The sequence below is a fragment of the Rhizobium sp. WSM1274 genome, from assembly GCF_025200775.1.
GTDB classification, from domain to species: domain Bacteria; phylum Pseudomonadota; class Alphaproteobacteria; order Rhizobiales; family Rhizobiaceae; genus Rhizobium; species Rhizobium leguminosarum_I.
This window is the reverse complement of sequence record NZ_CP104139.1, coordinates 997,471-1,021,187: the sequence shown is the minus strand read 5'-3', so window position 1 is coordinate 1,021,187 and position 23,717 is coordinate 997,471. Positions and strand designations below refer to the sequence as shown.

The window sequence follows — 23,717 nt, the reverse complement described above, 5'->3', positions numbered from 1 at the left end:
CACCTTAAGAGCCCGGAAATGCCGTCTCCCGTCAGCCCAGTTGCAGGCACCTCGAAGATCCCCGCACTGTGAGGAATCCCATGCAGGCAATTGAAATTCTCGAAAGGCTCGTTGGTTTCCCCTCCGTCGTCGGCACGCCGAACGGCGAGATCGTGGCGTGGATCCGGCACTATCTGCAAAGCCACGGCGCTGTCGTCACGGAGCTCCCCGGCCCTGAGGGCGATCGGTCGAATCTCTTTGCCACGATCGGCCCGAAGGAAACGCCGGGCTATATCCTCTCAGGCCATATGGACGTGGTCCCCGCCGCCGAAAGCGGCTGGACCAGCGACCCTTTCCGCTTGCGGGCCGAAGCAGACCGCTTTTACGGTCGCGGCGCTACCGACATGAAGGGTTTCCTGGCCGCCGTTCTTGCGGCCGTTCCGGCGCTGGCGGAAACACCGCTTCGCCAGCCCGTCCACCTTGCCCTTTCCTATGACGAGGAGGCGGGCTGCCGCGGCGTACCCCACATGATCGCCCGCCTGCCCGAGCTCTGCGCCACTCCGCTTGGCGCGATCATCGGTGAGCCGAGCGGCATGCGGGCAATCCGCGCCCACAAGGGCAAGGCCGCCGCCCGGCTGACAGTCAGGGGCCGCTCCGGCCACTCCTCGCGTCCGGACCAGGGACTGAACGCAATCCATGCCATTACCGATGTTCTGGCTCGCGCCCGCGCCGAAGCCGAACGGCTCGCCTGCGGCCCGTTCGATCCTGTCTTCGAACCGCCCTACTCCTCGCTTCAGGTCGGCACGCTGAAGGGCGGCCAGGCGGTCAACATCATTCCAGACAGTTGCGAGGCAGAGTTCGAAGCGCGGGCCATTTCCGGCGTCGATCCCGCCGCGTTGCTAGCGCCGCTCCGCACGGCGGCCGAGGGGTTGTCGCAGCGCGGCTTTCAGGTGGAATGGCGCGAGCTCAGCGCCTATCCGGCGCTTTCGCTGGCCGCCGATGCGCCGCTTGCAGCACTGCTTGGCGGACTGACCGGCGCCGAGCCGCTCGCCGCCGTCAGCTACGGCACGGAGGCCGGGCTTTTTCAGCGCGCCGGCATCGATGCGATCATCTGCGGACCGGGCGACATCGGCCGCGCCCACAAGCCGGACGAATTCATCCTCGCCAGTGAACTTTCGGCTTGCCAGGCGATGGTCGAGGCACTCGGCCGCCATTGCGCCGCCTGACATGATCGAGGAGCCTATTCGATGACCTTTCTCTTCAATTCCGATGCGAAGCGCGGCGCCATATTTGCCGATGCCTTCGCGCGGGAACTGCCGGACATTGCCTTCTCCATGGATCCCGAGTCGGTCGAACCGGACGCCGTGCGCTACCTGATCACCTGGACCGTACCCGAGGATCTCGCGCGCTATCGCAATCTCGAAATCCTCTTTTCGATCGGCGCCGGTATCGACCAGTTCCGCATCGATGCCGTGCCGGCATCGGTCAAGCTGGTGCGCATGGTCGAGGACGGCATCATCAGGATGATGCAGGAATATGTGACGCTGGCGGTCCTTGCGCTCCATCGCGACCTGCCGACCTATCTCGACCAGCAGCGGCGCCGGGCCTGGCAGGCGATCGCGGCGGTGCAAGCCTCGGAACGCCGCATCGGCGTACTCGGGCTCGGCATGCTTGGAAGTGCGGTGCTCGAACGTCTGCAACCCTTCGGCTTTCAGCTTTCCGGCTGGAGCCGCAGCCCGCGCGAGATCGACGGCATCCGATGCCTGAGCGGCCGCGACGGCCTCGATACTCTGCTTGCAACCACCGACATTCTCGTCTGCCTGTTGCCGCTGACGGATGAGACGCGCGGCTTCCTGAATGCCGAGCTCTTCGCCGGATTGCCGGCTGACGCTGCGCTCGTCCATGTCGGCCGCGGCGCTCAGCTCGACCATCAGGCGCTTGTCGGTGCGCTCGACGCCGGACATCTCTCCGGCGCCGTCGTCGACGTCACCGAGCCGGAACCGCTGCCCGCGGATCACGCCTTCTGGAACCATCCGAAGATCCTGCTGACGCCGCACATTGCGAGTGCCACCCAAGCTGAAACCGCCGCGGCTGCCGTGATCGGCAACATCAAACGGCACCAGGCGGGCCTTGATCCGATCGGGCTGATCGATCGCAGCCGCGGCTACTGAGTTCTCAACCCAGGAAAGCAAAATCATGTCCCTCCTCAAGACGATCGACACCAATCCGACCTTCGCGCCGCGCGAGTCCGGACCGCTCCCCGAACGGATGATCTCGGGGAATCCCGCCTTTAAGACCTGGGCACAGGACGTTGCCCGCGGCGAGACGGTTCATAGCGGCGTGTGGGAAGCGACACCCGGCGAGACGCGCTCGATCAAGGGCGAGACGTTCGAGTTCTGCCATATTCTTTCCGGGCTGATCGAACTCACGCCGGAAGGTGGCGAATCGGTTGTTTACAAGGCCGGCGACAGCTTCGTCATGAAGCCGGGTTTCGTTGGCGTCTGGAAGACGATCGAGACGGTACGCAAGATCTACGTCACCGTGTCGTGACGCCGACGCCGTAGATTTGACTGCGGCGGCGGCGAAAACGCAATTTTTCGCCGCCGCGGCATCGCCGGTCGACGCATGCTGCTCGCGTTCTCCAGTTAGGCTTGTCTCAGCCCATCCCGAGGACATGCGATGACACTCAGCTTCGATCCGAACACGATTTCCCTGCCCGTCGGACATTTCATCGGCGGCCGGCTGGTTCCGGCCGAGGCCGTCATCGACATGCATCGCCCATCCGACGGCACGGCCTATGCCGGCTGCCCGCTGGCCGACGAAGCCCTTGTCGACCAGGCCATCGAAACCGCCAAAGAAGCGTTGAAGACGAGCAATTGGGGTGGTGTGCGGCCGCGTGAGCGCACCGTGGCGCTGCAGCGCTGGGCGGACCTGATCGAAGCCGAGGCGGAAACCCTCGCCAGGCTCGAGGCGCTCTCCTCGACACGGCCCATCGGTCATCTCGTCGCCGGCGACATCGCCGTCACCGCCGAGCAAATACGCTTCTTTGGCGAGTTCGCCGACAAGGAAGGCGGCGACCTTGTGCCGACAGACGATGCCAATTTCGGCATGATCATGACCGAACCCTATGGCGTCGTCGGCGCCATCACGCCCTGGAATTTTCCCTTGTCGATGGCCGGCTGGAAGCTCGGCCCGGCGCTGGCGGCGGGCAATGCGGTGGTGCTGAAACCATCGGAAATGACGCCGTTTTCGACGCTCTATCTCGCCGAACTTTCGGTGCGGGCCGGCCTGCCGGCCGGTCTCGTCAACATCGTGCTCGGCGACGGCCCAACCACCGGAAATGCGATCACCGGACATCCGGGCATCGCCAAGGTCAGCTTCACCGGCTCGACTGCGGCCGGCGCGGCAATCATGACCAATATCGCCCGCACCGGCGTCAAGCCGATGACGCTCGAACTCGGCGGTAAAAGCCCGCAACTGGTCTTCGCCGATGCCGATCTCGAGCTTGCGGCGGGCGCAATCGCCGGCAGCATTCTCTCCAACGCCGGGCAGGCCTGCGTCTGCGGATCCCGCCTGATCGTCGAGGCGAAGGTGGCGGACGCGGTCGCGGCCGCACTCGTCGAGAGGCTGGCGGCGATCCGCCCCGGCCCCACCTGGGATGAGGCGACCGATTATTCGCCGGTCATCTCCGAACGCCAGATCGCCCGCATGGACGGTATCATCCGCGCCGCCATCGACGACGGCGCCGAATGCCTCACCGGTGGCCGACGCCTCGACCGCGAAGGTTATTTCTACGCACCGACCCTGATTTCGGGGGTGACCGCAACATCGCCGGCGGTTCTGGAAGAAATCTTTGGACCGGTGCTGACCATTCAGACCTTCGAGGACGAGGAGGAGGCGCTGGGGCTCGCCGACCATCCGGCCTACGGGCTCGCCGCCGGCCTCTTTACCCGCGATCTCTCGCGTGCCATCCGCGTGACGCGCCGCCTGCCGGCCGGCACCGTCTGGGTCAACCGTTACGGCCGCTCGCGCGACCATATCCTGCCGACCGGCGGCTACAAGCAGTCCGGCATCGGCAAGGATCTCGGTCGCGACGCCTATCTCGCCAACCGCAAGAGCAAGAGTGTGCTCATCAGCCTGGAGGACCTGCGATGAAGACCTACAAGATCGCCCTTCTGCCCGGAGACGGCATCGGCCCTGACGTGACCGCTGCAGCCTGGGCCGTACTCGAAAAGGCAGCCGGCCTGAACGGATTTTCTCTTGGTGCGACCATCTATCCCTGGTCCTGCGACTACTATCTGGAGAACGGCAGCATGATGCCCGCCGATGGCATCGAAACGCTCAGATCCTTCGATGCCATCCTGCTCGGCGCCGTCGGCTGGCCTCGTAAAGTGCCGGATTCCGTCTCGCTGCATGGGCTTCTGCTGCCGATCCGCAAGGCCTTCGTGCAATATGCCAATATCCGCCCGCACCGGCTGCTACCGGGTGTGCAGGGGCCGCTAAGAGCTGACGGCTTCGACATCCTGTGCATTCGTGAAAATACCGAGGGCGAATATTCCGGCGCCGGTGGTCGCGTCCACCAGGGAACCGATAATGAAGTGGCTGTGGAGACCTCGATTTTCACCCGCAAGGGAGTCGAGCGCATTCTGCGCTTCGGCTTTGAGCAAGCACGGGCGCGACGCAACAAGCTCGCCTCGGTGACGAAGTCCAACGCGCAGAAATATTCGATGGTCTTCTGGGACGAGATCACCCAGAGGCTTGCAGCCGAATACCCCGATGTCGAGGTGACCAGCTACCATATCGACGCCATGGCCGCCCGCATGGTCATGGCGCCTGATAGTCTCGACGTCGTGGTCGCCTCCAACCTGTTCGGCGACATCCTGACCGACCTCGGCGCCGCCATCCAGGGCGGGCTTGGCTTTGCAGCCTCCGCCAATATCAATCCCGATCGCTCGGCGCCATCGATGTTCGAACCGGTCCACGGCTCGGCGCCAGATATCGCTCATCTCGGCATCGCCAATCCGATCGCCGCGATCTGGTCGGGCGCGATGATGCTGAAGCATTTGGGAGAAACGGCTGCCGCCGAAAGGGTGATGGCATCAATCGAGGCGACGACGGCACGCCGCATCGGCGCAATTCCCGGCAAAGACAAGACCGAAGCGATCACGGCATCGGTGCTTTCGGCACTTGGCTGATCAATGGAGAACAGAATGAACGGATTAAGGGATTGCGGCCTGTTTCGTCAGCAAGGGCTGATCGACGGAGAATGGCTTGGGGCAGCAGCCGGACGTACGATCGAGGTGATCGATCCGGCGACCCAGCATGTGCTCGGCACGGTGCCCGACATGGACGGAGCCGATACCAGAGCGGCAATCGCGGCGGCGGAAATGGCCTTCGGCCCATGGCGCGCAAAGACCAATGCCGAGCGCGGCGCGTTGCTGGAAATCTGGCACGATCTGCTGCTCGACAATATCGAGGATCTGGCACTGATCCTCACCCGTGAGCAGGGCAAGCCGCTGATGGAAGCGCGCGGCGAAATCCGCTACGGCGCCTCGTTCATCAAATGGTTTTCCGAGGAGGCGCGCCGCATCGGCGGAACGACCATTCCCTCGCCGACGGCGGACCGGCGGATCGTCGTTCTGAAGGAGCCCGTCGGCGTGTCGGCGATCATCACGCCGTGGAATTTTCCGAATGCGATGATCACCCGCAAGGTCGGGCCGGCGCTCGCCGCAGGCTGCACCGTCGTCGTCAAACCATCGGACCTGACCCCCTTTTCGGCGCTGGCGCTCGGCGTCTTGGCGGATCGCGCCGGCATCCCCAAGGGGGTGATCAATATCGTCACCGGCATGCCGGCCGGCATCGGCGACGAACTGATGGCAAACCAGATCGTCCGCAAGATCTCTTTCACCGGCTCCACCCGGGTCGGCTCGCTGCTGATGCGCGGCGCGGCCGACAGCGTCAAGCGGCTCAGTCTCGAACTCGGCGGCAACGCGCCGTTCATCGTCTTCGACGATGCCGATCTCGATCTTGCCGTGGAAGGCGCAATCGCCTCGAAATTCCGCAATGGCGGGCAGACCTGTGTCTGCGCCAATCGCCTTCTCGTCCAGTCCGGCGTCTACGAGGCCTTTGCCGCCAAACTTTCCGCACGCGTATCGGCCATGAAGGTCGGGGCCGGCACGGATGCCGGCACCGATATCGGGCCGATGATCAACAAGGCGGCGATCGAGAAGATCAAGCGTCATGTCGACGATGCGGTGGAAAAGGGAGCAAGCATCCTCGCAACCGCGGGTTCCGTGCCTGAAGGCGATCAATATGCGGTGCCGATGGTGCTCGGCGGCGCGACGACCGAGATGCAGCTTGCCAGCGAAGAGACCTTCGGACCCGTTGCCCCGCTTTTCCGTTTCGACAACGAGGAAGAGGCGATCCGCATCGCCAACGCCACGCCCTTCGGCCTTGCGGCCTATTTCTACACCGAGAGCTTGAAACGCTCCTGGCGGGTCGCCGAAGCGCTCGAATTCGGGATGCTCGGCCTGAACACGGGGGCCATTTCGACCGAGGTCGCTCCCTTCGGCGGCGTCAAGCAGTCCGGCCTCGGCCGCGAAGGCGCCCAATGCGGCATCGATGAATATCTGGAAATGAAGAGCTTCCACATCGGCGGGCTCGCCTAAGAGAGGAGAGGAGAGCCGACAAGGCGGCCGCCCGCTACTAAGCCCAGTCGGCTCGAAGCTACAATTTTTGCCATATGAATGGGAGCTTGCCGCTACGCACACTGAAAAGACAGGAGTTTCGCAAAGCGGCATTCACTGCTGAGCTTAACTGCTAACCGCGAAGATGCGACCGATGGTATTGAGCAGAATCTGGGCGGCGAGGATAGCCGTCGAGCCGGTATGGTCGTAGTCGGGCGCGACTTCGACCAGATCGATGCCGACGATCTTGCCGCGCTTCGCTAACCCTGCGATCAGTTCCAGAACCTCGTAGTAGATGAAGCCGCCGTGGCTCGGCGTGCCGGTGCCAGGCGCGATTGAAGGATCGAAACCATCGATGTCGATGGAGAGATAATAGCGCTTTCCCGCAGGAATGCGCTCCAGCACATTTTCCACGCCGAGCTTGCGGATTTGCCGAACGGAGAGGATTTCCGATCCATGCGCTCGGGCATAGTCATAGCCTTCCTTAGCGGTGGAGGAGACGTTGCGGATCCCGAGTTGCGTCATGCCTGTAACCCACGGCTTTTCCGAGGCACGGCGCATCGGGCTGCCATGACCATAGCGGACGCCGTGACGCTCATCGACGAAATCGAGATGGGCATCGAACTGCACCAAATGAATGGGCTCCTGATCGCTGAAAGCATTGATACAGGGAATGTTGATGGAGTGGTCACCGCCGAGTACGACGGGGAGCGCCCCCGCCACAAGGATCTTGCGAACACCGAACTCGATATTCGCGTGGCTCGTCATCGTGTCGGTGTGCACGATGTCGGCGTCGCCTATGTCTACGATCCTGACATTTTCGAGATAGGTGACGTCATCTTCGTGATCGTAGGCTCCGGCATGGCCGAAAGAAAACAATGTGGAAGCCTCCCGGATGCCGCGCGGCCCGAAGCGGGCGCCGGAGCGCCATTGCGTACCGAAGTCGAAGGGCGCTCCGAGGATTGCGACATCGGCGTCGATCGCGTCCCAGTTCTCGACATAGGGACTCTTGGCGAAGGTGGAAATGCCGACGAATGGTAGATTCAGCCGGCCGGTGTTGTAACCGTGAGCAGCCATGGGTCTTCCTTTCAAGATATCAAAATGCGCGTTCGCGCCAGGTTTGCAGGAATTGCGAAAGGCGCTCGCTCTTTGGCGCTGCGAAAAGCGTTTGCGGCGAGCCTTCCTCAACAATGCGTCCGCCATCCATGAAGACGACGCGGTTGGCCGCGTGAGCGGCAAATCCCATTTCATGCGTGACGATGAGCATGGTCATGCCTTCGGCAGCGAGCGCTCTCATGACCGAGAGCACCTCGCCCACCAGTTCCGGGTCCAGCGCCGAGGTCGGCTCGTCGAACAACATCACTTTCGGTTTCACGGCAAGCGCTCGGGCGATTGCCACGCGCTGCTTCTGCCCACCGGAAAGACTTTCGGGACGACGGTCGGCGAAAGCTGCGAGCCCCACCTTGGCTAGCGCCGCATGTCCGGTTTCTTCTGCCTCGGCGCGAGGGACGCGGTGGACGAGCCGGAGCGCAAGTGTCACGTTGTCGAGCACGTTCATATGCGGCCAGAGATGGAAATGCTGGAATACCATGCCAAGTGGACGTCGGACGTCGGCTAGCTCCTTCGCGCCGGCACGTTCACGCGCCAGGGGCGTTTCCCGCCAGCCCATCATCCGGCCGAACACATTCACCTCGCCGGCGTCGTAAGGATCAAGAAAGGCGATGGAACGCAGGAGCGTGCTCTTGCCCGAGCCGGAGGGACCGATGATGCAAGCGACATCGCCGGCATGAATATCAAGATCGATACCGTTCAGTACCGTTTTTTCGCCGAAGCGTTTCTCAAGTCCGCGAACCGATATCGCCGCCGGTCTTGCCGTCATGTCAGGAGCCTTTCGCTGCAAGGCGGCGCTCTGCGTTTAAGCCGAGCCGCGCAATGGTTTCGACGAGCGCCCAATAAAGCAGAGCGACGGTGAGGTAGGGAGTGACGACCGCGAAACTGATGGAACTGATTGTTCCTGCAACCTTTGTCAGTTCACCGAGTGTGATGACGGACAGAACAGCAGATTCCTTCACCAGATTGATCGCCTGCCCGACGGAGGGCGGAAGCGTCAATTTTATCGCCTGCGGCAGTTCCACATGCAGGAGCGCCTGGCCGGGTGTGAGGCCGAGCATAGCGGCCGCCTCGCATTCGCCCTTCGGCACCGCATCGAGCCCAGCCCGGAAAATTTCCGCGAAGGGCCCCGCGCCATAAAGACCGAGACCGACAATGCCGGTGACATAGGGACTGAGCACCAAACCGAATTGCGGGCCGCCGTAGTATAGAAGGAAGAGCACCAGTGCCAGAGGTGCGCCACGGGCGAATTCGACATAGACCCTGACCGTCAGGGACAGGAACCGCAAGCGGCTGCGAAGGGACAATGCCAGCAAGACGCCGACCAGAACGGCAATGCAAATTCCGAGAACCGAAACGGCGGTCGTGGTTGCAAGACCGGAGAGATAAAACGGAAGATCATTGAAAAAGCCGATCATCGTTGTCTGGCCCCTTGGGTCAGGCGGCGCTCCACCAGAAGACCAATACCGGCCAGAACCGCGCCAATTCCCACATACAGCAGGAGAGCGGAGGCATAGGCCTCCAACGGACGGAACGTAGAAGCCGCGACTTGTTGTGCCCTGCGGGTGACGTCCATAACCGCGATAACTGAAACCAGGGACGAATTCTTCACCAGCGCCTGCATTTCTCCGACAAGCGCCGGCAGCATCTTGCGCACAGCTTGCGGCACCTCGATGCGCAAGAAGGTTTGAGCCGCCGTCAAGCCAAGCATTTTGGCCGCCTCAATCTCACCTCTCGGCACCGCCAGCAGCCCGGCACGGTAGATTTCCGATTGGAAAGCCGCGGTGTTAAGCGCCAGCGCCAAGGTGGAGGCGACTGGTGGCTCCAGTTCCAGGCCGAGAAACGGCAGCAGATAGAAGACAACGAGAAGCTGGACGAGAATCGGCGTGCCACGCCAGAACGAGACATACAGCCCCGCTACGGCACGCGGCAGCCGACCGCCGCGCGAGGCGGCTGCAAGCAGCACAGCCAGCGGCCCGCCGAGCAGAAGCGCCGAAAAGCTGACCGTGACCGTGGTGAAGAGACCATTGAGAAGAGCCGGCCAGACGTCCGCCAGTATCCTGTCCATGACCGGTTCTCCCCTTACCCTTCACTCAGTGGCGGGAAGCGCTTCCGGCAGTTCCATCGGGGCGCCAAACCACTTTTTCTGCAGTTCGGCAAGCTTGCCGGATTTGTTGAGCTTGAGGAGTTCCGCATCGATCAGCGTGTTGAGCGAGGCGCTGTCGGCGTCGTTGCGGCCGGCCCATGAGAAATAGGTCTTCGGTCCGAAGGTGGGCAGCACGACTTCGAAGATATCCGGCCGCTGACGCGCCGCTTCAAGCAGGTTTGGCAATGAGTTGACGACGGCGTGGATGCGACCCGCGGCAAGGTCCGCATAGGCTTCGGAGAAGTCGGTATAGGTTGAAACGGTTACATCGCCCTTACCGGCAGCTTTCAGTTCCGTCGCGAGTGCCTCAAGCGCCGCGAGTTGGGCGGAACCCGCCTGTGAACCGACTGGTTTACCGGCAATATCTACCGGCTTGGCGATCTCGGCATCGCCCTTTCGTTTTAGGACAGCCATCGTGGCATCCGCGATCGGTACAGAAAGATGATAAGCCTTCATTCGCTCCGGCGTGACCGTGACCGAGGTGACGACGAAATCGAAGCGGCTAGCAGCAAGACCAGGCAGGATACCCTGCCAGGGCAGATCGAGTCGCTTCAGCTCGACTCCTGGCAGCTCTTTCATGACTTCGTCCATGATGTCGGCGGAATAGCCAACGATCTTCCCGTCTTCGACAAATTCGAACGGCGCAAAACGTGCCTCGGTGGCAACGGTGAAAACCTTCGCGGCCTTGATTTTGTCGAGCAGGTCGGCCGCGTGCGCGACTGGCGCAGCCATGGCGATAGCAAGCACGGCGCCCACCAGAAGAATTTTCGAATTCCGAATGGCTTTCATAGTCTCGTTCCCCTGTTTCTTCGGGATCGCTTCGTGATCTCCGACGAAGAGGAAAGCATGGACAATAGCGCAGAAAAATAGGAAATTAATGGAGTTTACATCAGAATTATTAATGTAAGGAAAGCAGATGCTACTGGCTCAATCCGACCTCCGCTCCTTGACGGTGTTTCGCTCAGTCGTGGAGCATAAGAGTTTTCTCGGCGCACAAATCGCGCTCGGCGTCAGCCAGTCCGCCATCAGCTTCCACATCAAGGCTCTGGAAGATCGCTTGGGTTTCAAGCTGTGCCGACGCGGCCGCTCAGGTTTCGAGCTGACGGATCGTGGCGTCATCGTACACGAGCGATCGAAAGGGCTTTTTCTGGCTCTTAATGCCTTCGAGAGCGACATTGGCACGCTCAAAAACCGGATCACCGGCACACTGAGGCTTGGCCTGGTCGACAACACCATCACTGACAGCGACCTGCCGATCCACCGGGTGATCGCTCGCATTAGTGAGAGGGCCCCGGAAGCCCGCATTGAACTGGCAATCGACTCTCCGGATGCATTGCTTTCCGAAATCGCCAACGGCGGACTCGACATCGCGCTTCTGCCGGAAACGCAACCCTATCAGGGTCTGAAGCTCTCCCGATTTCGGGAGGAAATCCATTCACTCTACTGCGCTCGAGGTCACCCACTCTTCAAGCAAGTGGAGGCCGGGTTGACGATAGAACACATCGAATCTTTCGATTTCGTTGTGCGGCCATACGCCAACATGCGTGAATTGCAATTCTTTCCGCAGGCACGAGCTCGCTCTGCAGCCTCCAATATGGAGGCCCAAGCCATGTTCATCATGTCGGGACACTATCTCGGTTACTTGCCGGACCACTATGCACGCGACTGGGTTCAGAAGGGTTCCTTCCGGCCACTTATGCCGGACGAAACTCGAATTCACTCCACATTCGTCATAGCCACGCGCTCCGCAGAAAAACCCTCGACCATCCTCGACTTCTTCATCCGCGAACTGGCAGGCATTGCCTCCGAATCCTTGCACAAGAGGCAATCCCCTGCTGCGGGGAGCGTGGTGTAGCTATAGGGTTTACGCCCAATCCCCCGGTTAAGGATTGGCGATAGGTTGTTCACGGTTTCGCAGACACAGCTGTCGCCCCGCAGCTTTGGATCGATCAGGCCTACTGGAAGCGATCGAGCGTCTTGTAATAGAGCCCGACGAGCGGCAGGAACCACGGCTTTCCGAAATGGCCCGGGACGGCCGGCCAGTCGAGCCCCTTGATCGGGTTACGATCGGCCTTGCCGAGGATGGCGTCGGCCATGATCATGCCGAGATGGGTGGAGAGCTGGGCGCCGTGGCCGGAATAGCCCATGGCATACCAGACACCATCGACATAGCCGGCGCGCGGATAGCGGTCCTTGGTCATATCGACCAGCCCGCCCCAGCAATAGTCGATCTCGACGCCGGCAAGCTGTGGGAAGATTTCAGCCAGGCTGGCGCGGAGAATGTCGCCGCTCCTTGCGTCTGATCGTTGATCGGACGTCGCGGAAAACCGGGCACGACCGCCGAAGATCAGCCGCTTGTCCGGCGACAGCCGGAAATAGTTGCCGATGTTCATCGACGTCACACAGGTCCGGTTGCCCGGCATCGTAGCGGCGATTTCGGCGTCGGTCAGCGGACGGGTGGCGATCAGGAAGCTGCCGACGGAAACGATCCGGCGGCGAAAATAGCTGAAGAGCGACGGCGTATAGGCGCCCGTCGCGACCAGCACGTGATCTGCGGCGACGGTGCCGAGTGCCGTCATTAGGCTATGGCGACCGTTGCCCTGCCGGTGCGCGGTCACCGCCGCCTTTTCGAAGATGACGGCACCGTGACGGGCGGCCGCAGTGGCGAGCCCGCCGACATAGCGGCCCATATGCATCATCGCGCTCTTCTTCGAGAGCATGGCACCATGGAAGGGCGAGCCGACCTCGCTCTTCAAGTCACCCGCCGAAAGAAGCGCCGTCTGCGGATCGACCTCTTTATGCACCGCCTCGAAATTGCGCGCAATGGCATCGAAATGCTGCGGCTTGGAAGCGAGCTTCAGCTTGCCGGCGCGGCGGAAATTGCAGTCGATTCCCTCTTCGGCAATGATCGCCTCGATCGTATCGATGGAATCGTCGAACGCCTTGTAGAGGGCGACGGCGCGCTCCACGCCGAGTGCGGACTTGGCTGAGAGGAAACTATGGGCGAGCCCATTGTTAAGGTGGCCGCCATTGCGTCCCGACGCTCCCCAGCCGACCCGTTCGGCCTCCAACACGACGACCTTGACGCCGACTTTAGCAAGCTGGCGCGCCGCGGCAAGCCCGGTGAAGCCGGCGCCGATGACGGCGACGTCATAATGTCCTTCGACAGGGCCTTCTGCGCCGCCGGCAAAGACTGGTGCCGTGTCGTGCCAGTAGGATTCGAACTGCATCCGCGTGTCTCCGTCAGAGCCCGACGACGCCAGGCAGGCCCGAGATGTCAGGAATTTCGACATAACCGTAATAAGGATTGGCCGGCTCATGGCCGCGATTGACCCAGACCTTGTTCTTGATGCCGAGATCGTGGGCCGACATCAGATCGTAGCGGAACGAGGACGAGCAATGCAGCACGTCTTCCGGCCCGCAGCCCAGCATATCGAGCATATATTCAAAGCCCCTGAAGCGTGGCTTATAGGACTGCGCCTGCTCGGCGGTATAGACCGCATGGAAGGGCGCGCCCAGTTTTTCGACATTCGACATGATCTGCGAATTCATGGCGTTGGAGAGGATGACCAAAGGGATTTCCTTGGCGACCTTGGCGAGACCGGCCCGGACATCCGAATGCGGCCCCCAGGTCGGAACCCGCTCATAGATCATCCGGGCGCCTTCGTCGCGAAATGTCACGCCGTTGCGCTTGCATGTCCGCTCGAGCGAATTGTGCACCACCTCGGCATAGGGTTTCCAGTCGCCCATGATCTCGTCGAGGCGATAGGCAGCGAAATTCTTGATGAACTCCGCCATGCGTGGCTCGTCGAGCTCTTCGCCGTAGAGATCGCGTGCCGCCTCCGCCATCTGAAAGTTGGTCAGCGTGCCGTAGCAGTCGAAGGTGATATATTTCGGACGGAACGTCGTCATTTGAGTATCCTTGAGCGATCGGAACTGGGGACGTGTCACAATCATAGGCACCGCTTCACCCAGAGCTCGCCTGAATTGGCGGCATCGGAAGCAGAATCTATCGTATCGAAAGCAGGGTTTGGCAGAAGGTTGCGCGCTTGCCCGCGGTCAGTGGCCGGCGGAATGACGCCTTCAATCGCCGTCGTGATCGTGATCGTGATGCGATGGAAGGTCCAGGCCGAAGGTGTTGACGAGATCGGCCACCTGCGCCGGGCTGAGGAAACGAGGATTGAGGTTGCGCAACAGCAGATAGAGCTTCGCCGTTTCCTCCAGTTCCTCGGTCGCAAAGACCGCCGCCTCCAGGCTGTCGCCGGCGACAACAGGTCCGTGATTGGCCAGAAGCACTGACGAATACTTGCCCGCCAGTCCGCGGATGGCGTCGGCCACCGCCGGATCGCCGGGACGATAATAGGGCACCAGCGCGGTTTCGCCGGCGCGCATCAGATAATACGGCGTCATCGGCGGCAGGGCGGCGCGCGGATCGATCTCCGGCAGCATGGTCAGTGCCACCGCGTGGGTGGAGTGAAGATGGACGATGGCGCGGGCGCTGCCGCGCGTATCGTAAAGGGCCCTGTGCAGCGGAATTTCCTTGGTCGGCTTGTCGCCGGACAGGAGCCGGCCCTCGGCATTGAGTCTGGAGATCCGCGCCGGGTCGAGAAAGCCGAGCGAGGCGTTGGTCGGCGTAACCAGCCAGCCGCCATCCTCCAGCCGCAACGATATGTTGCCCGACGAACCGGGCGTCAGCCCGCGCTCGAATAGCGAGCGGCCGTATCGGCAGATTTCCTCACGCAGGCGCGCGTCGGACATGACAGTTCCTCCAATATTACGCGGTTGCCCCTTCGATCAGTTCAAAGCCGAGATCGACGGACTGCGGCGGCGCATTAGCGACGACCAACTGCGCGGCTATCTCCCCGGTCGCCACGCGCGGCGTTCGGATGGTCGACAACGGCTGTGGGGTTGCCCGGCCGATATCGAGGCCGTTATAGCCGAAAACGGCGAGCTTCGAGGGGATCGCGATCCCCTCGGCCAGACAATGAAAATAGCCGCCCAGCGCCATGTCGTCGTTGGAGAAATAAACCGCATCGAGATCGGTCGTCTGGGCAAGCAGCCGCTCCAGCCCCAACCTGCCGTTTTCCACGGACGAAGCGCCGGCGAGAATTTCGCGGGCGACGAGCGGGGCGTCATGCGCGCCGAGCGTTTCGCAGAAGCTGGAAAACCGCTTGCCGGCACGGGTATCGCGGTTCAGGTCGTGACCGACATAGCCGATCCGGCGATAACCCCGCTTGAGCAGGAAGGCAGCGCTCTCCCGCCCGGCTGCGCGGTTCGAGAAGCCGACCGCGATATCGAGTGCATCGCCGTCGAGATCAAGCAGTTCGACGACCCGGCACCCGCTGGCGCGCAGCATCTTCACCGTACCCTCGGTATGCTCGCATCCGGCCAGCATGACCGCCGCCGGCCGCCAGGCGAGCATCGCGGCGGCGAGCGCTTCCTCCTTGCCCGGATCATAATCGGTCACCGAGAAAACTGCCTGATACCGGTTTTCCTCCAGAACGGCACTGGCGCCGCGCAGCACATCGGGAAAAACGATGTTGGACAAAGAGGGAATGACGAAGGCGACAAGACGCGAACCGGTGGAGGCCAGCGTTCCCGCAATCCGGTTCGGCACATAGCCCAACCGCTCGACGGCGGCCATTACCCGCTCGCGCGTCTTGCCGGAAAACGAACCGTGGTTGCGCAGGACGCGCGACACCGTGCTCTCGCCGACACCGGCCGCTTCCGCGACCTCGGCAAGCGTCACCGTCGCCTGATGTTTGAATTCCATCGTTGCGTTTGAACCCGACTGTTGAGGTGGTTGCCTGGCCTTCCCGCCCGATGCCCACCGCGTTGGCACCATTTTTCACCGCTCCAGCGAAGAAGCAAGATTTTTTTGGCAGCGCTACCAATTTCTTGTTGGCAGCGCTGCCAAAATGGCTTATTGAAAATGGCAGCGCTGCCAAAAGTGGCTCGGCGCGCCGCGGGAGGATCGACAGGAGACCGCGGCAACAATCGGAGGAGTAAATCATGACGCTGCAGACGCAAGCGCCAGTCATTGGCGCACATCCCGTCCAGACGCTCGAAGACTGTGCCTATGGCAAGGTATTCTGGCGCATCGTACCGTTCTTAATGCTGTGCTACGTGGTGGCCTATCTCGACCGCGTCAATGTCGGTTTCGCCAAGCTGCAGATGTCGAGCGAGCTCGGCCTCTCGGAAGCCGCCTATGGCATCGGCGCCGGCATTTTCTTCATCGGCTATTTTCTGTTTGAAGTGCCGAGCAACATCATCATGAACAAGGTTGGCGCACGGGTGTGGATCGCCCGCATCATGCTCACCTGGGGCATCATTTCAGCCGCCTTCATGTTCACCTCGTCGGAAACCGTCTTCTATATCCTGCGTTTCCTGCTGGGCGTTGCCGAAGCCGGATTTTTCCCCGGCATTATTCTTTATCTGACCGCGTGGTATCCGGCCCACCGCCGCGCCAGGATCATCACTACCTTCATGTCGGCGATCCCTATATCCGCCATTTTCGGCAATCCGCTTTCGGGTCTCCTGATGGACAGTTTCCACGGCACGCACGGACTTTCCGGCTGGCAGTGGATGTTCCTGATCGAAGCCATTCCGGCCATTCTTTTCGGCGTTGCGACGTTCTTCTACCTTGATGATACGATCCAGGGCGCAAAATGGCTGAACGATGAGGAAAAGCGCGTGCTGACGGCCAATATCGAGGCGGAGAACCGGGCCAAGACGGCAAGCCCGCACAGCATCGCCGCAACACTGAGCGACCGTCGCGTCTGGCTGATGTGCCTGATCTATTTCTGCTTCGTGCTCGGGCAATATGGCCTAAATTTCTGGATGCCGACGATCGTCAAGGCCTCCGGCGTCAACGGAAACCTCAATATCGGCCTGATTTCGGCGATCCCCTATATCTGCACATTCGTCGTGATGCTGGCGCTCGGACGTTCCGCCGACAGGCTGCGCGAACGCCGCTGGCACCTCGTGGTCCCGGCACTCATCGCCGCCGGTGGCTTTGCCGCGGCGACGATGGCGACGAGCACGGCGGTCTCGATTGTCTGCCTCTCGCTGGCTGCTGCTGGCGCCATCAGTTGCGCGCCGCTGTTCTGGTCGCTTCCGACAGCGTTTCTCGCCGGCACGGGCGCTGCGGCCGGCATCGCCTGGATCAATTCGGTCGGCAATCTCGCCGGGTTTCTCGGGCCGTTTCTGGTAGGCTATCTCAAAGACTTCACCGGCACCAACAGCGCCGGCATGTATCTGCTGGCGGCTGCCTTGGTCGTTGGTTCGCTGGCCGTGTTGACGGTTCCGGCGAAAAGCGTCAATCGCTAAAACACAGCCCCTCCGGGATGGCACCCGGCGGGGCGCAGACCTTCCTCACAAGACTGGAGAACCTCCTCATGTCACCGCTTGCTGAAAACTCGGGCTCGGCCGTTGTCGCGGCCGTCATCGGTCTTGGTTCCATGGGGCTTGGAATGGCCCTGTCGATGAAGCGCGCAGGTCTCGACGTCGTTGGATATGATGTCACGCCGGCGGCAGTGGACCGCTTCATCGCCGACGGCGGACGGGGCGCGGCGACCCCAGCCGCTGCGGCAAAGGATGCCGACATCGTCGTCTCCGTAGTTGTCAACGGCGCGCAGACCGAGGCCGTGCTGTTCGGGCCTCACGGCGTCGCGAGCACAATGAAGCCCGGCGCCGTCTTCATTTCGTCGGCCACCATGGATCCAGCCGTCGCGCGCGATCTGGCCGGGCGGGTGGAAGCTCTCGGCCTGCATTACCTCGACGCGCCGATTTCGGGCGGCGCGGCCAAGGCGGCGCGTGGCGAACTGACGATCATGGCGTCCGGCTCCAGACAGGCCTTCGATACGGCGCGCCCGGGTCTCGACGCCATGGCCGCCAAGGTCTATGAGCTCGGCGACGAGGCCGGAAAAGGTGCTGCCTTCAAGATGATCAACCAGCTTCTCGCCGGCGTGCACATCGCAGCCGCCTGTGAGGCCATAACCTTTGCCGCCAAGCAGGGCCTCGACCTCGACAAGGTCTACGAGGTGATCACCGCGTCGGCCGGCAATTCCTGGATGTTCGAAAACCGCGTGCCGCATGTGCTGGCCGGAGACTATACTCCGCTCAGCAGCATCGAGATTTTCGTCAAGGATCTCGGTATCGTCCAGGACATGGCCCGCTCCGAGCGCTATCCGGTACCGCTCGCGGCAGCGGCCCTGCAGATGTATCTGGCCGCCTCCGGGGCCGGCATGGGCCGTGACGACGATTCCTCGCTCGCGCGGCTCTATGCCAAACTTTCCGGCGCTGAATTGCCCAGCTCGACCAAAGAGCCGCAGAGCCTGTAAAAGGAACGCTAGACATGCCCGTTTTCGCGGCCAACCTGACGATGATGTTCAACGAATGGGCGTTCCTCGACCGCTTCGACGCCGCAGCCGAGGCCGGCTTTGCTGCGGTCGAATACCTCTTTCCCTATGAAGCCGCGCCGGAGGCGATCGCCGAACGGCTTGCCCGCAACAATCTGCAGCAGGCCCTGTTCAACCTGCCGCCGGGCGACTGGGCAGCAGGCGAGCGTGGTATCGCCGCGCTTCCCGGACGCTTCGATGCACTGAAAGCCGATGTCGAGCGGGCCCTGGACTATGCGGCGGCGACGGGCGTCAGACGGTTGCACCTGATGGCAGGCATCGCCGATCGTCATGACGAAGACGCCTCCTCCTGTTACCGGCGCGCCGTCACCTATGCTGCCGGGCGGCTTGCTGAAAAAGGCATCGATCTCCTGCTCGAGCCGATCAACGGGCGCAACATGCCTGGATATTTCCTCAACGACTTCGCCGCCGCCGAGCGGCTGATTGCCGAATGCGGCCTGCCGAACCTGAAGCTGCAGTTCGACATCTATCACCGCCAGATCATCCACGGCGACGTCACTATGGCCTTGCGACACCTCCTGCCGATTGCCGGCCATATCCAGATCGCCAGCGTGCCGTCACGCAACGAACCGGATGGGGAGGAACTGAACTACCCCTATCTGTTCGGCGAAATCGACCGACTTGGGTATGACGGTTTCATCGGCTGCGAATACATCCCGCGCGGCCACACACTGGACGGTCTTGGCTGGTTCAAACCTTTTGCACGGAGCTAGACGATGGCTATTTTGCTCGGATCAATCGCTGACGACTACACGGGCGCCTCCGACCTCGCCAACACGCTGACGAAGAACGGTCTGCGCACGGTGCAGACGGTCGGCATCCCCGATCCGTCGCTGGCACTACCGGATGTCGACGCCGTGGTGGTTTCCCTGAAGATCCGCTCTGTCCCTGCCTCGGACGCCGTGGCGGCGGCGGCGAGCGCCGAGCGATGGCTGCGCCGGCGGGGTGCCGGCCACGTGCTTTACAAGATCTGCTCGACCTTCGATTCCACCGATGCCGGCAATATCGGCCCGGTCACCGAAGCATTGAGCGACGCGGCCGGCGGCGGCTCCGTGCTGGTGACACCCGCCTTTCCGGAAACGGGACGCACCGTCTATCTCGGTCATCTCTTCGTCGGCGGCCAGCCGCTGAACGAGAGCCCGCTCAAGGACCACCCCCTCAATCCGATGCATGACGCCAGTCTCGTGCGGGTTCTCACCCGACAATCGCGCAATGCCGTCGGACTGATCGATCTCGCAGCCATCGCGGCCGGACCCGGCGCCGTCAAGGCGAGGCTCGATGCCCTGCGCACGGCAGGCGTCTCCACGGTTATCGCCGATGCGATTTTTGAACGCGATCTTGAAACGCTCGGCGAGGTCGCTCTCGAAACGCCGGTGTCCACCGGTGCGTCCGGCCTCGGCCTCGGCCTTGCCCGCGCGCTCGTCCGCTCCGGCCGGATATCCTCCGGCGGAGCAACGACGACGGACGCCATTCGCCCGGTGGGCGGGCTTTCCGCGATCGTTGCCGGCAGTTGCTCCAAGGCGACGCTCCACCAGCTCGACATCGCCGAACGGTCGATGCCCGTCCTGCGGCTCGACCCGGAGCGGCTGCTTGCCGGTCCCGATGAGATCGCCGCGGCGATTTCCTGGGCTGGAGACCGCATCTCCGCCGGTCCCGTCGTCGTCGCCGCGAGCGCTGCGCCTGAAACCGTATCCCGGCTGCAATCGCTCTATGGACGAGAGGCCTCCGGCCACACGATCGAGACCGCGACGTCGATCATCACAGCCGAACTGGTGGAGAGAGGCGTGCGCCGCCTTGTGGTCGCAGGCGGCGAAACCTCAGGAGCGGCGGTCGACAGGCTCGCCATTCCGGCATTTCTGATCGGCCCGGAGATTGCGCCCGGTGTGCCGGTGCTGCGCACGGTCGGCAATGCGCAGGGCGATATGCTTCTGGCGTTGAAATCAGGAAACTTCGGAGGCGAGGATTTCTTTACCGCAGCGCTGGCGATGATGCACTGACAGGGCTTGGATCCGATGAATATCGATCGGTTCTAGCATAAGATGCGGCGCCCCATGACAGCAGCGCCATAAGATACTGCTTCAACCATGGCCTTCAGACGATCTGCCCGCCGGTGCTCCGGCAGACTGGCGGCACGACATGAAGGACGCCCCCATGCAAGCAAGTCAGATCGAAATCGTCCCGTTCGGCCCCGATCATCTGGAAGCCGCCGTTGCGCTCTCAAGACAGGCGGGCTGGCCGCATCGGACGGAAGACTGGCAACTGGCGCTCGCCTTGAGCGACGGGATGGTCGCGGTCGAGGACGGCAAGGTGGTCGGCACCGTCCTCGTTACGCCTTACAAGGAAGATTGCGCGACCATCAACATGGTCATCGTTGACGAGACGATGCGCGGCCGCGGCCTCGGCCGCAAACTGATGGACGCCGCACTGCTGACCGCGGGAGACCGGCCGCTGAGGCTGGTGGCGACGACGGAAGGTCTGCCGCTCTACCAACGGCTTGGCTTCCGCGAGACGGGAACGGTGCTGCAGCACCAGGGCCTTGCCGGAGACATCGCCGCGCCGGCGGAAACGGGGGCCGCTACCGACACCGACCTCCCTGCTATCGCGGCACTCGACCGCCTTGCCTTTGGCGCCGACCGCGAAGGGCTGCTCTCTTATTTCACCAAGATCGGCGAATTCGCCGTCATTCGCCGCGACGGCCACATTTCCGGGTTCGCTTGCCTGCGCCCCTTCGGCCGCGGCGAAGTGATCGGCCCGGTGGTGGCCGCCGACCTCGGGCAGGCGAGGACACTCATCGAACATTTCATCGCCAGACGGCCCGGGCGGTTCCTCAGGGTCGATACCACTGATGAGACCGGGCTTTCCCCATGGCTCGCCGAACAGGGGCTCGCCCATGTCGGGGGCGGAGTCACGATGACAAAGCCGTTGATTCGCGACGCCGCCGATCCGACCGCCTCCACCTTCGCCCTCGCCAGCCAGGCGCTCGGCTGATCCGGAGATCTCCATGTACAGCAATTCCCTCATCGAACTCGATCGCGCCCACCTCATTCATCCGGTCGCCTCCTACCGCGGCCATGAAAAGCTCGGCGTGCGCGTGCTGGCCTCGGCCAAGGGCGCGACGGTCACCGACGCATCGGGCAAGCAACTGATCGACGGCTTCGCCGGCCTCTGGTGCGTCAATGCCGGTTACGGCCACGAAAGCATCGTCGAGGCGGCGGCCCGGCAGATGCGCGAGCTTCCCTATGCGACCGCCTATTTCGGCCTCGGCTCCGAACCCGCGATCCGGCTTGCCGGCGAACTCGCCGACCGCGCACCGGGCGACCTCAACCACGTCTATTTCACCCTCGGTGGCTCCGATGCGGTGGACAGCACGGTCCGCTTCATACGCTACTATTGGAATGCCCGTGGGCAGCCTCAGCGCGATCAGTTCATCTCGGTCGAACAGGGCTATCATGGCTCCTCGACGGTTGGAGCGGGTTTGACCGCGCTGCCTGCCTTCCATGCCGGCTTCGGCATTCCCTTCGATTGGCAGCATAAGATTCCGTCTCACTATGCCTATCGCAACCCGGTGGGCGACAATTCGCAGGCGATCATCGAAGCCTCGCTTGCGGCGCTGAAAAGCAAGGTCGAGGCGATCGGGCCGGAACGCGTTGCCGCTTTCTACGTCGAGCCGATCCAGGGCTCGGGCGGCGTTCTGGTGCCGCCGAAAGGCTGGATGAAAGCCATGCGCGAATTCTGCCGCGCGCACGACATCCTTTTCGTGGCGGACGAAGTGATCACCGGCTTTGGCCGCACCGGCCCGCTTTTTGCTTGCACCGAAGATGAAGTCGTGCCCGACTTCATGACGACCGCCAAGGGTCTCACCTCCGGCTACGTCCCCATGGGCGCCGTCTTGATGGCCGATCACGTCTATCAAACGATCGCCGAGGGCGCGGGTGCTGCCGCCGTCGGCCATGGCTATACCTATTCGGCCCATCCAGTCAGCGCCGCCGTCGGCCTCGAAGTCCTGAAGCTTTATGAAAACGGCCTTCTCGAAAACGGCGTCAGGGCCGGTGCGCGGCTGATGCAGGGCCTGGAGTCGCTGAGGGATCATCCGCTCGTCGGCGATGTCCGCGGCCGCGGCATGCTGGCCGCCGTCGAGCTGGTGGTCGACAAGGTGAACAAGACGCCATTGCCGGCATCCGCCGAACCCTCCCGCCGCATCTTCGATCGCGCCTGGGAGAACGGCCTCGTCATCCGCGCCTTCGGCAATGGTGTGCTCGGCTATGCTCCGCCACTCTGTTGCACTGAAACGGAGATAGACGCGATCGTCGAGCGCACCCGCATCACGCTGGACGAGACGCTGGAGGACCCGGATGTGCGTCGGGCGTTGCAGGCCTGAGAATATCGGGAAACGGCCAGATTCGGTATTTTGTGCCGCCTTGTGACGCCTATTCGGCGAATCCGGCGCAGTGCAGGTGACAAACTGAAGTCAACGAAAGGCCTGGATCCCGACAGATGCGGGCCTTCCTATACAAGAGCGGGACAATGACCCCGCCAGCGGAACAGAATTTTCTTCTTCGAGAAGCCGCGCTCCCACCGGAGCCGAACACTGGGGAATTCACGTGAGCAAAAGCCTTTCGGAATTCAAATATATGACTTTCGACGTCGTCGGCACGCTCATCGACTTCGAAGGCGGCCTCAAGACCTGCCTCGCCGAGATCGCGACCGAGGCGGGGACTGAAATCGACGGCGAGCAGGCGCTTAGCCTTTACCGTGCAGCCCGCTACTCCGAAGACGCCGATCTCTTTCCCGACGACCTCGTTCGCGTCTACCTCGCGATCGCGCCGAAGCTCGGCCTGCCCGCCGAGCGAAAATATGGCGAACAGCTGCGGGATTCGGCAAAGAGCTGGAAGGGTTTCGCAGACAGCGCCGCGGCGCTGGCCAGTCTTGCGAAGGATTGCCGTCTCGTGGCCGTGACCAACGCCCGCCGCTGGGCCTTCGATTTCTTCGAGAAAGAACTCGGCAATCCCTTTTATGCCGTCTTCACCGCGGATGATACTGGGACCGAGAAACCCGATCCCGCCTTCTTCGAGACGGTATTCGACTACGTCGCCTCGGAAGGACATTCGAAGGACGACATCCTGCATATCGCCCAGAGCCAGTACCACGACATCGGGATTTCCAGGAAACTCGGGCTGACCAATTGCTGGATCGAGCGGCGACATGCCGAGAAGGGCTACGGCGGCACGATCGAACCGGCCGAGTTCACCAAACCCGATTACCATTTCACCTCCATGGCCGGCCTTGCCGATGCCGTGGCCGCCGCGCGCGCCTGACTTTGAAAGCAGATCGGGCCTGCCCGCAACGAGCAGCCCGCCACAGAAGAAAAGGGGAATG

The 23,717-nt window shown here is 62.4% G+C and carries 23 protein-coding genes; 14 read left to right on the top strand and 9 right to left on the bottom strand.

Annotated elements, in window-relative coordinates; all coding sequences use genetic code 11:
- Positions 1–80 precede the first annotated feature (80 nt).
- The 6 genes from argE to N2600_RS29015 all read left to right on the top strand — a co-directional run bounded on the left by argE (position 81) and on the right by N2600_RS29015 (position 6,647).
- On the top strand, positions 81–1,205 hold the full coding sequence (gene argE, locus N2600_RS29040) for an acetylornithine deacetylase (protein WP_260299072.1): 1,125 nt from the start codon (positions 81–83) through the stop codon (positions 1,203–1,205).
- A gap of 21 nt (positions 1,206–1,226) precedes the next feature.
- Positions 1,227–2,150 carry a 2-hydroxyacid dehydrogenase gene (locus N2600_RS29035; RefSeq protein ID WP_170259602.1) on the top strand — a complete coding sequence of 308 codons (924 nt, stop codon included), beginning with the start codon at positions 1,227–1,229 and terminating at the stop codon, positions 2,148–2,150.
- Positions 2,151–2,175: 25 nt separating this feature from the next.
- Positions 2,176–2,529, top strand: coding sequence for a cupin domain-containing protein (locus tag N2600_RS29030; protein ID WP_170259601.1), 354 nt, complete (start codon positions 2,176–2,178; stop codon positions 2,527–2,529).
- A 129-nt stretch (positions 2,530–2,658) separates the two neighbouring features.
- Positions 2,659–4,134, top strand: coding sequence for an aldehyde dehydrogenase family protein (locus N2600_RS29025; protein ID WP_170259600.1), 1,476 nt, complete (start codon positions 2,659–2,661; stop codon positions 4,132–4,134).
- A complete protein-coding gene (locus tag N2600_RS29020) occupies positions 4,131–5,174 on the top strand; it encodes a tartrate dehydrogenase (protein WP_170259599.1) in 1,044 nt (347 codons plus the stop codon). The genes N2600_RS29025 and N2600_RS29020 overlap by 4 nt, the downstream gene beginning before the upstream one ends.
- Positions 5,175–5,189: 15 nt before the next feature.
- The gene (locus N2600_RS29015) at positions 5,190–6,647 is read left to right on the top strand and encodes an NAD-dependent succinate-semialdehyde dehydrogenase (protein ID WP_260299071.1); all 1,458 of its coding nucleotides are present in this window, start codon (positions 5,190–5,192) and stop codon (positions 6,645–6,647) included.
- A 144-nt stretch (positions 6,648–6,791) separates the two neighbouring features.
- On the opposite strand, the gene speB is transcribed toward N2600_RS29015, so the two are convergent.
- The 5 genes from speB to N2600_RS28990 are packed head-to-tail and all read right to left on the bottom strand — an operon-like array spanning position 6,792 to position 10,710.
- A complete protein-coding gene (gene speB, locus N2600_RS29010; protein WP_105008983.1) occupies positions 6,792–7,742 on the bottom strand; it encodes an agmatinase in 951 nt (316 codons plus the stop codon).
- Between the two features lie 19 nt (positions 7,743–7,761).
- Positions 7,762–8,544 (bottom strand): amino acid ABC transporter ATP-binding protein, encoded by a 783-nt coding sequence (locus N2600_RS29005; protein ID WP_105008982.1) that lies wholly within the window; start codon positions 8,542–8,544, stop codon positions 7,762–7,764.
- A gap of 1 nt (position 8,545) precedes the next feature.
- The gene (locus N2600_RS29000) at positions 8,546–9,193 is read right to left on the bottom strand and encodes an amino acid ABC transporter permease (protein ID WP_260299070.1); all 648 of its coding nucleotides are present in this window, start codon (positions 9,191–9,193) and stop codon (positions 8,546–8,548) included.
- Positions 9,190–9,843, bottom strand: coding sequence for an amino acid ABC transporter permease (locus N2600_RS28995; RefSeq protein WP_105008980.1), 654 nt, complete (start codon positions 9,841–9,843; stop codon positions 9,190–9,192). The genes N2600_RS29000 and N2600_RS28995 overlap by 4 nt, the downstream gene beginning before the upstream one ends.
- Before the next feature lie 21 nt (positions 9,844–9,864).
- Positions 9,865–10,710, bottom strand: a complete 846-nt coding sequence (locus N2600_RS28990; RefSeq protein ID WP_260299069.1) for a transporter substrate-binding domain-containing protein — start codon at positions 10,708–10,710, stop codon at positions 9,865–9,867.
- A gap of 127 nt (positions 10,711–10,837) precedes the next feature.
- Between N2600_RS28990 and N2600_RS28985 the strand changes: the two genes are divergently transcribed.
- The gene (locus N2600_RS28985; protein WP_105008978.1) at positions 10,838–11,776 is read left to right on the top strand and encodes a LysR family transcriptional regulator; all 939 of its coding nucleotides are present in this window, start codon (positions 10,838–10,840) and stop codon (positions 11,774–11,776) included.
- Between the two features lie 100 nt (positions 11,777–11,876).
- Here N2600_RS28985 and N2600_RS28980 read toward each other — a convergent pair whose 3' ends face one another.
- The 4 genes from N2600_RS28980 to N2600_RS28965 form a co-directional block, all read right to left on the bottom strand.
- Positions 11,877–13,151 (bottom strand): NAD(P)/FAD-dependent oxidoreductase, encoded by a 1,275-nt coding sequence (locus N2600_RS28980; RefSeq protein ID WP_260299067.1) that lies wholly within the window; start codon positions 13,149–13,151, stop codon positions 11,877–11,879.
- A gap of 13 nt (positions 13,152–13,164) precedes the next feature.
- A complete protein-coding gene (locus N2600_RS28975; RefSeq protein WP_260299066.1) occupies positions 13,165–13,833 on the bottom strand; it encodes a haloacid dehalogenase type II in 669 nt (222 codons plus the stop codon).
- A gap of 171 nt (positions 13,834–14,004) precedes the next feature.
- Complete coding sequence (gene otnC, locus N2600_RS28970; protein WP_260299065.1) at positions 14,005–14,679, bottom strand: 3-oxo-tetronate 4-phosphate decarboxylase; 675 nt, start codon at positions 14,677–14,679, stop codon at positions 14,005–14,007.
- 16 nt (positions 14,680–14,695) lie between these two features.
- Positions 14,696–15,694, bottom strand: coding sequence for a LacI family DNA-binding transcriptional regulator (locus N2600_RS28965; RefSeq protein ID WP_260299064.1), 999 nt, complete (start codon positions 15,692–15,694; stop codon positions 14,696–14,698).
- Positions 15,695–15,933: 239 nt separating this feature from the next.
- On the opposite strand from N2600_RS28965, the gene N2600_RS28960 reads away from it, so the two are divergent.
- The 7 genes from N2600_RS28960 (at position 15,934) to N2600_RS28930 (ending at position 23,656) form a co-directional block, all read left to right on the top strand.
- A complete protein-coding gene (locus N2600_RS28960) occupies positions 15,934–17,250 on the top strand; it encodes an MFS transporter (RefSeq protein WP_260111210.1) in 1,317 nt (438 codons plus the stop codon).
- A 68-nt stretch (positions 17,251–17,318) separates the two neighbouring features.
- Positions 17,319–18,263, top strand: coding sequence for an L-threonate dehydrogenase (gene ltnD, locus N2600_RS28955; RefSeq protein WP_170259593.1), 945 nt, complete (start codon positions 17,319–17,321; stop codon positions 18,261–18,263).
- A gap of 14 nt (positions 18,264–18,277) precedes the next feature.
- On the top strand, positions 18,278–19,054 hold the full coding sequence (gene otnI / locus N2600_RS28950) for a 2-oxo-tetronate isomerase (protein ID WP_222350874.1): 777 nt from the start codon (positions 18,278–18,280) through the stop codon (positions 19,052–19,054).
- A 3-nt stretch (positions 19,055–19,057) separates the two neighbouring features.
- Positions 19,058–20,338 (top strand): 3-oxo-tetronate kinase, encoded by a 1,281-nt coding sequence (gene otnK, locus N2600_RS28945; protein ID WP_260299062.1) that lies wholly within the window; start codon positions 19,058–19,060, stop codon positions 20,336–20,338.
- Between the two features lie 154 nt (positions 20,339–20,492).
- Entirely contained in the window at positions 20,493–21,329 is an 837-nt protein-coding gene (locus N2600_RS28940; protein ID WP_260299061.1) for a GNAT family N-acetyltransferase, read from the top strand.
- A gap of 13 nt (positions 21,330–21,342) precedes the next feature.
- On the top strand, positions 21,343–22,719 hold the full coding sequence (locus N2600_RS28935; RefSeq protein WP_260299060.1) for an aspartate aminotransferase family protein: 1,377 nt from the start codon (positions 21,343–21,345) through the stop codon (positions 22,717–22,719).
- 223 nt (positions 22,720–22,942) lie between these two features.
- Entirely contained in the window at positions 22,943–23,656 is a 714-nt protein-coding gene (locus N2600_RS28930; RefSeq protein ID WP_260299059.1) for an HAD-IA family hydrolase, read from the top strand.
- Positions 23,657–23,717 lie beyond the last annotated feature (61 nt).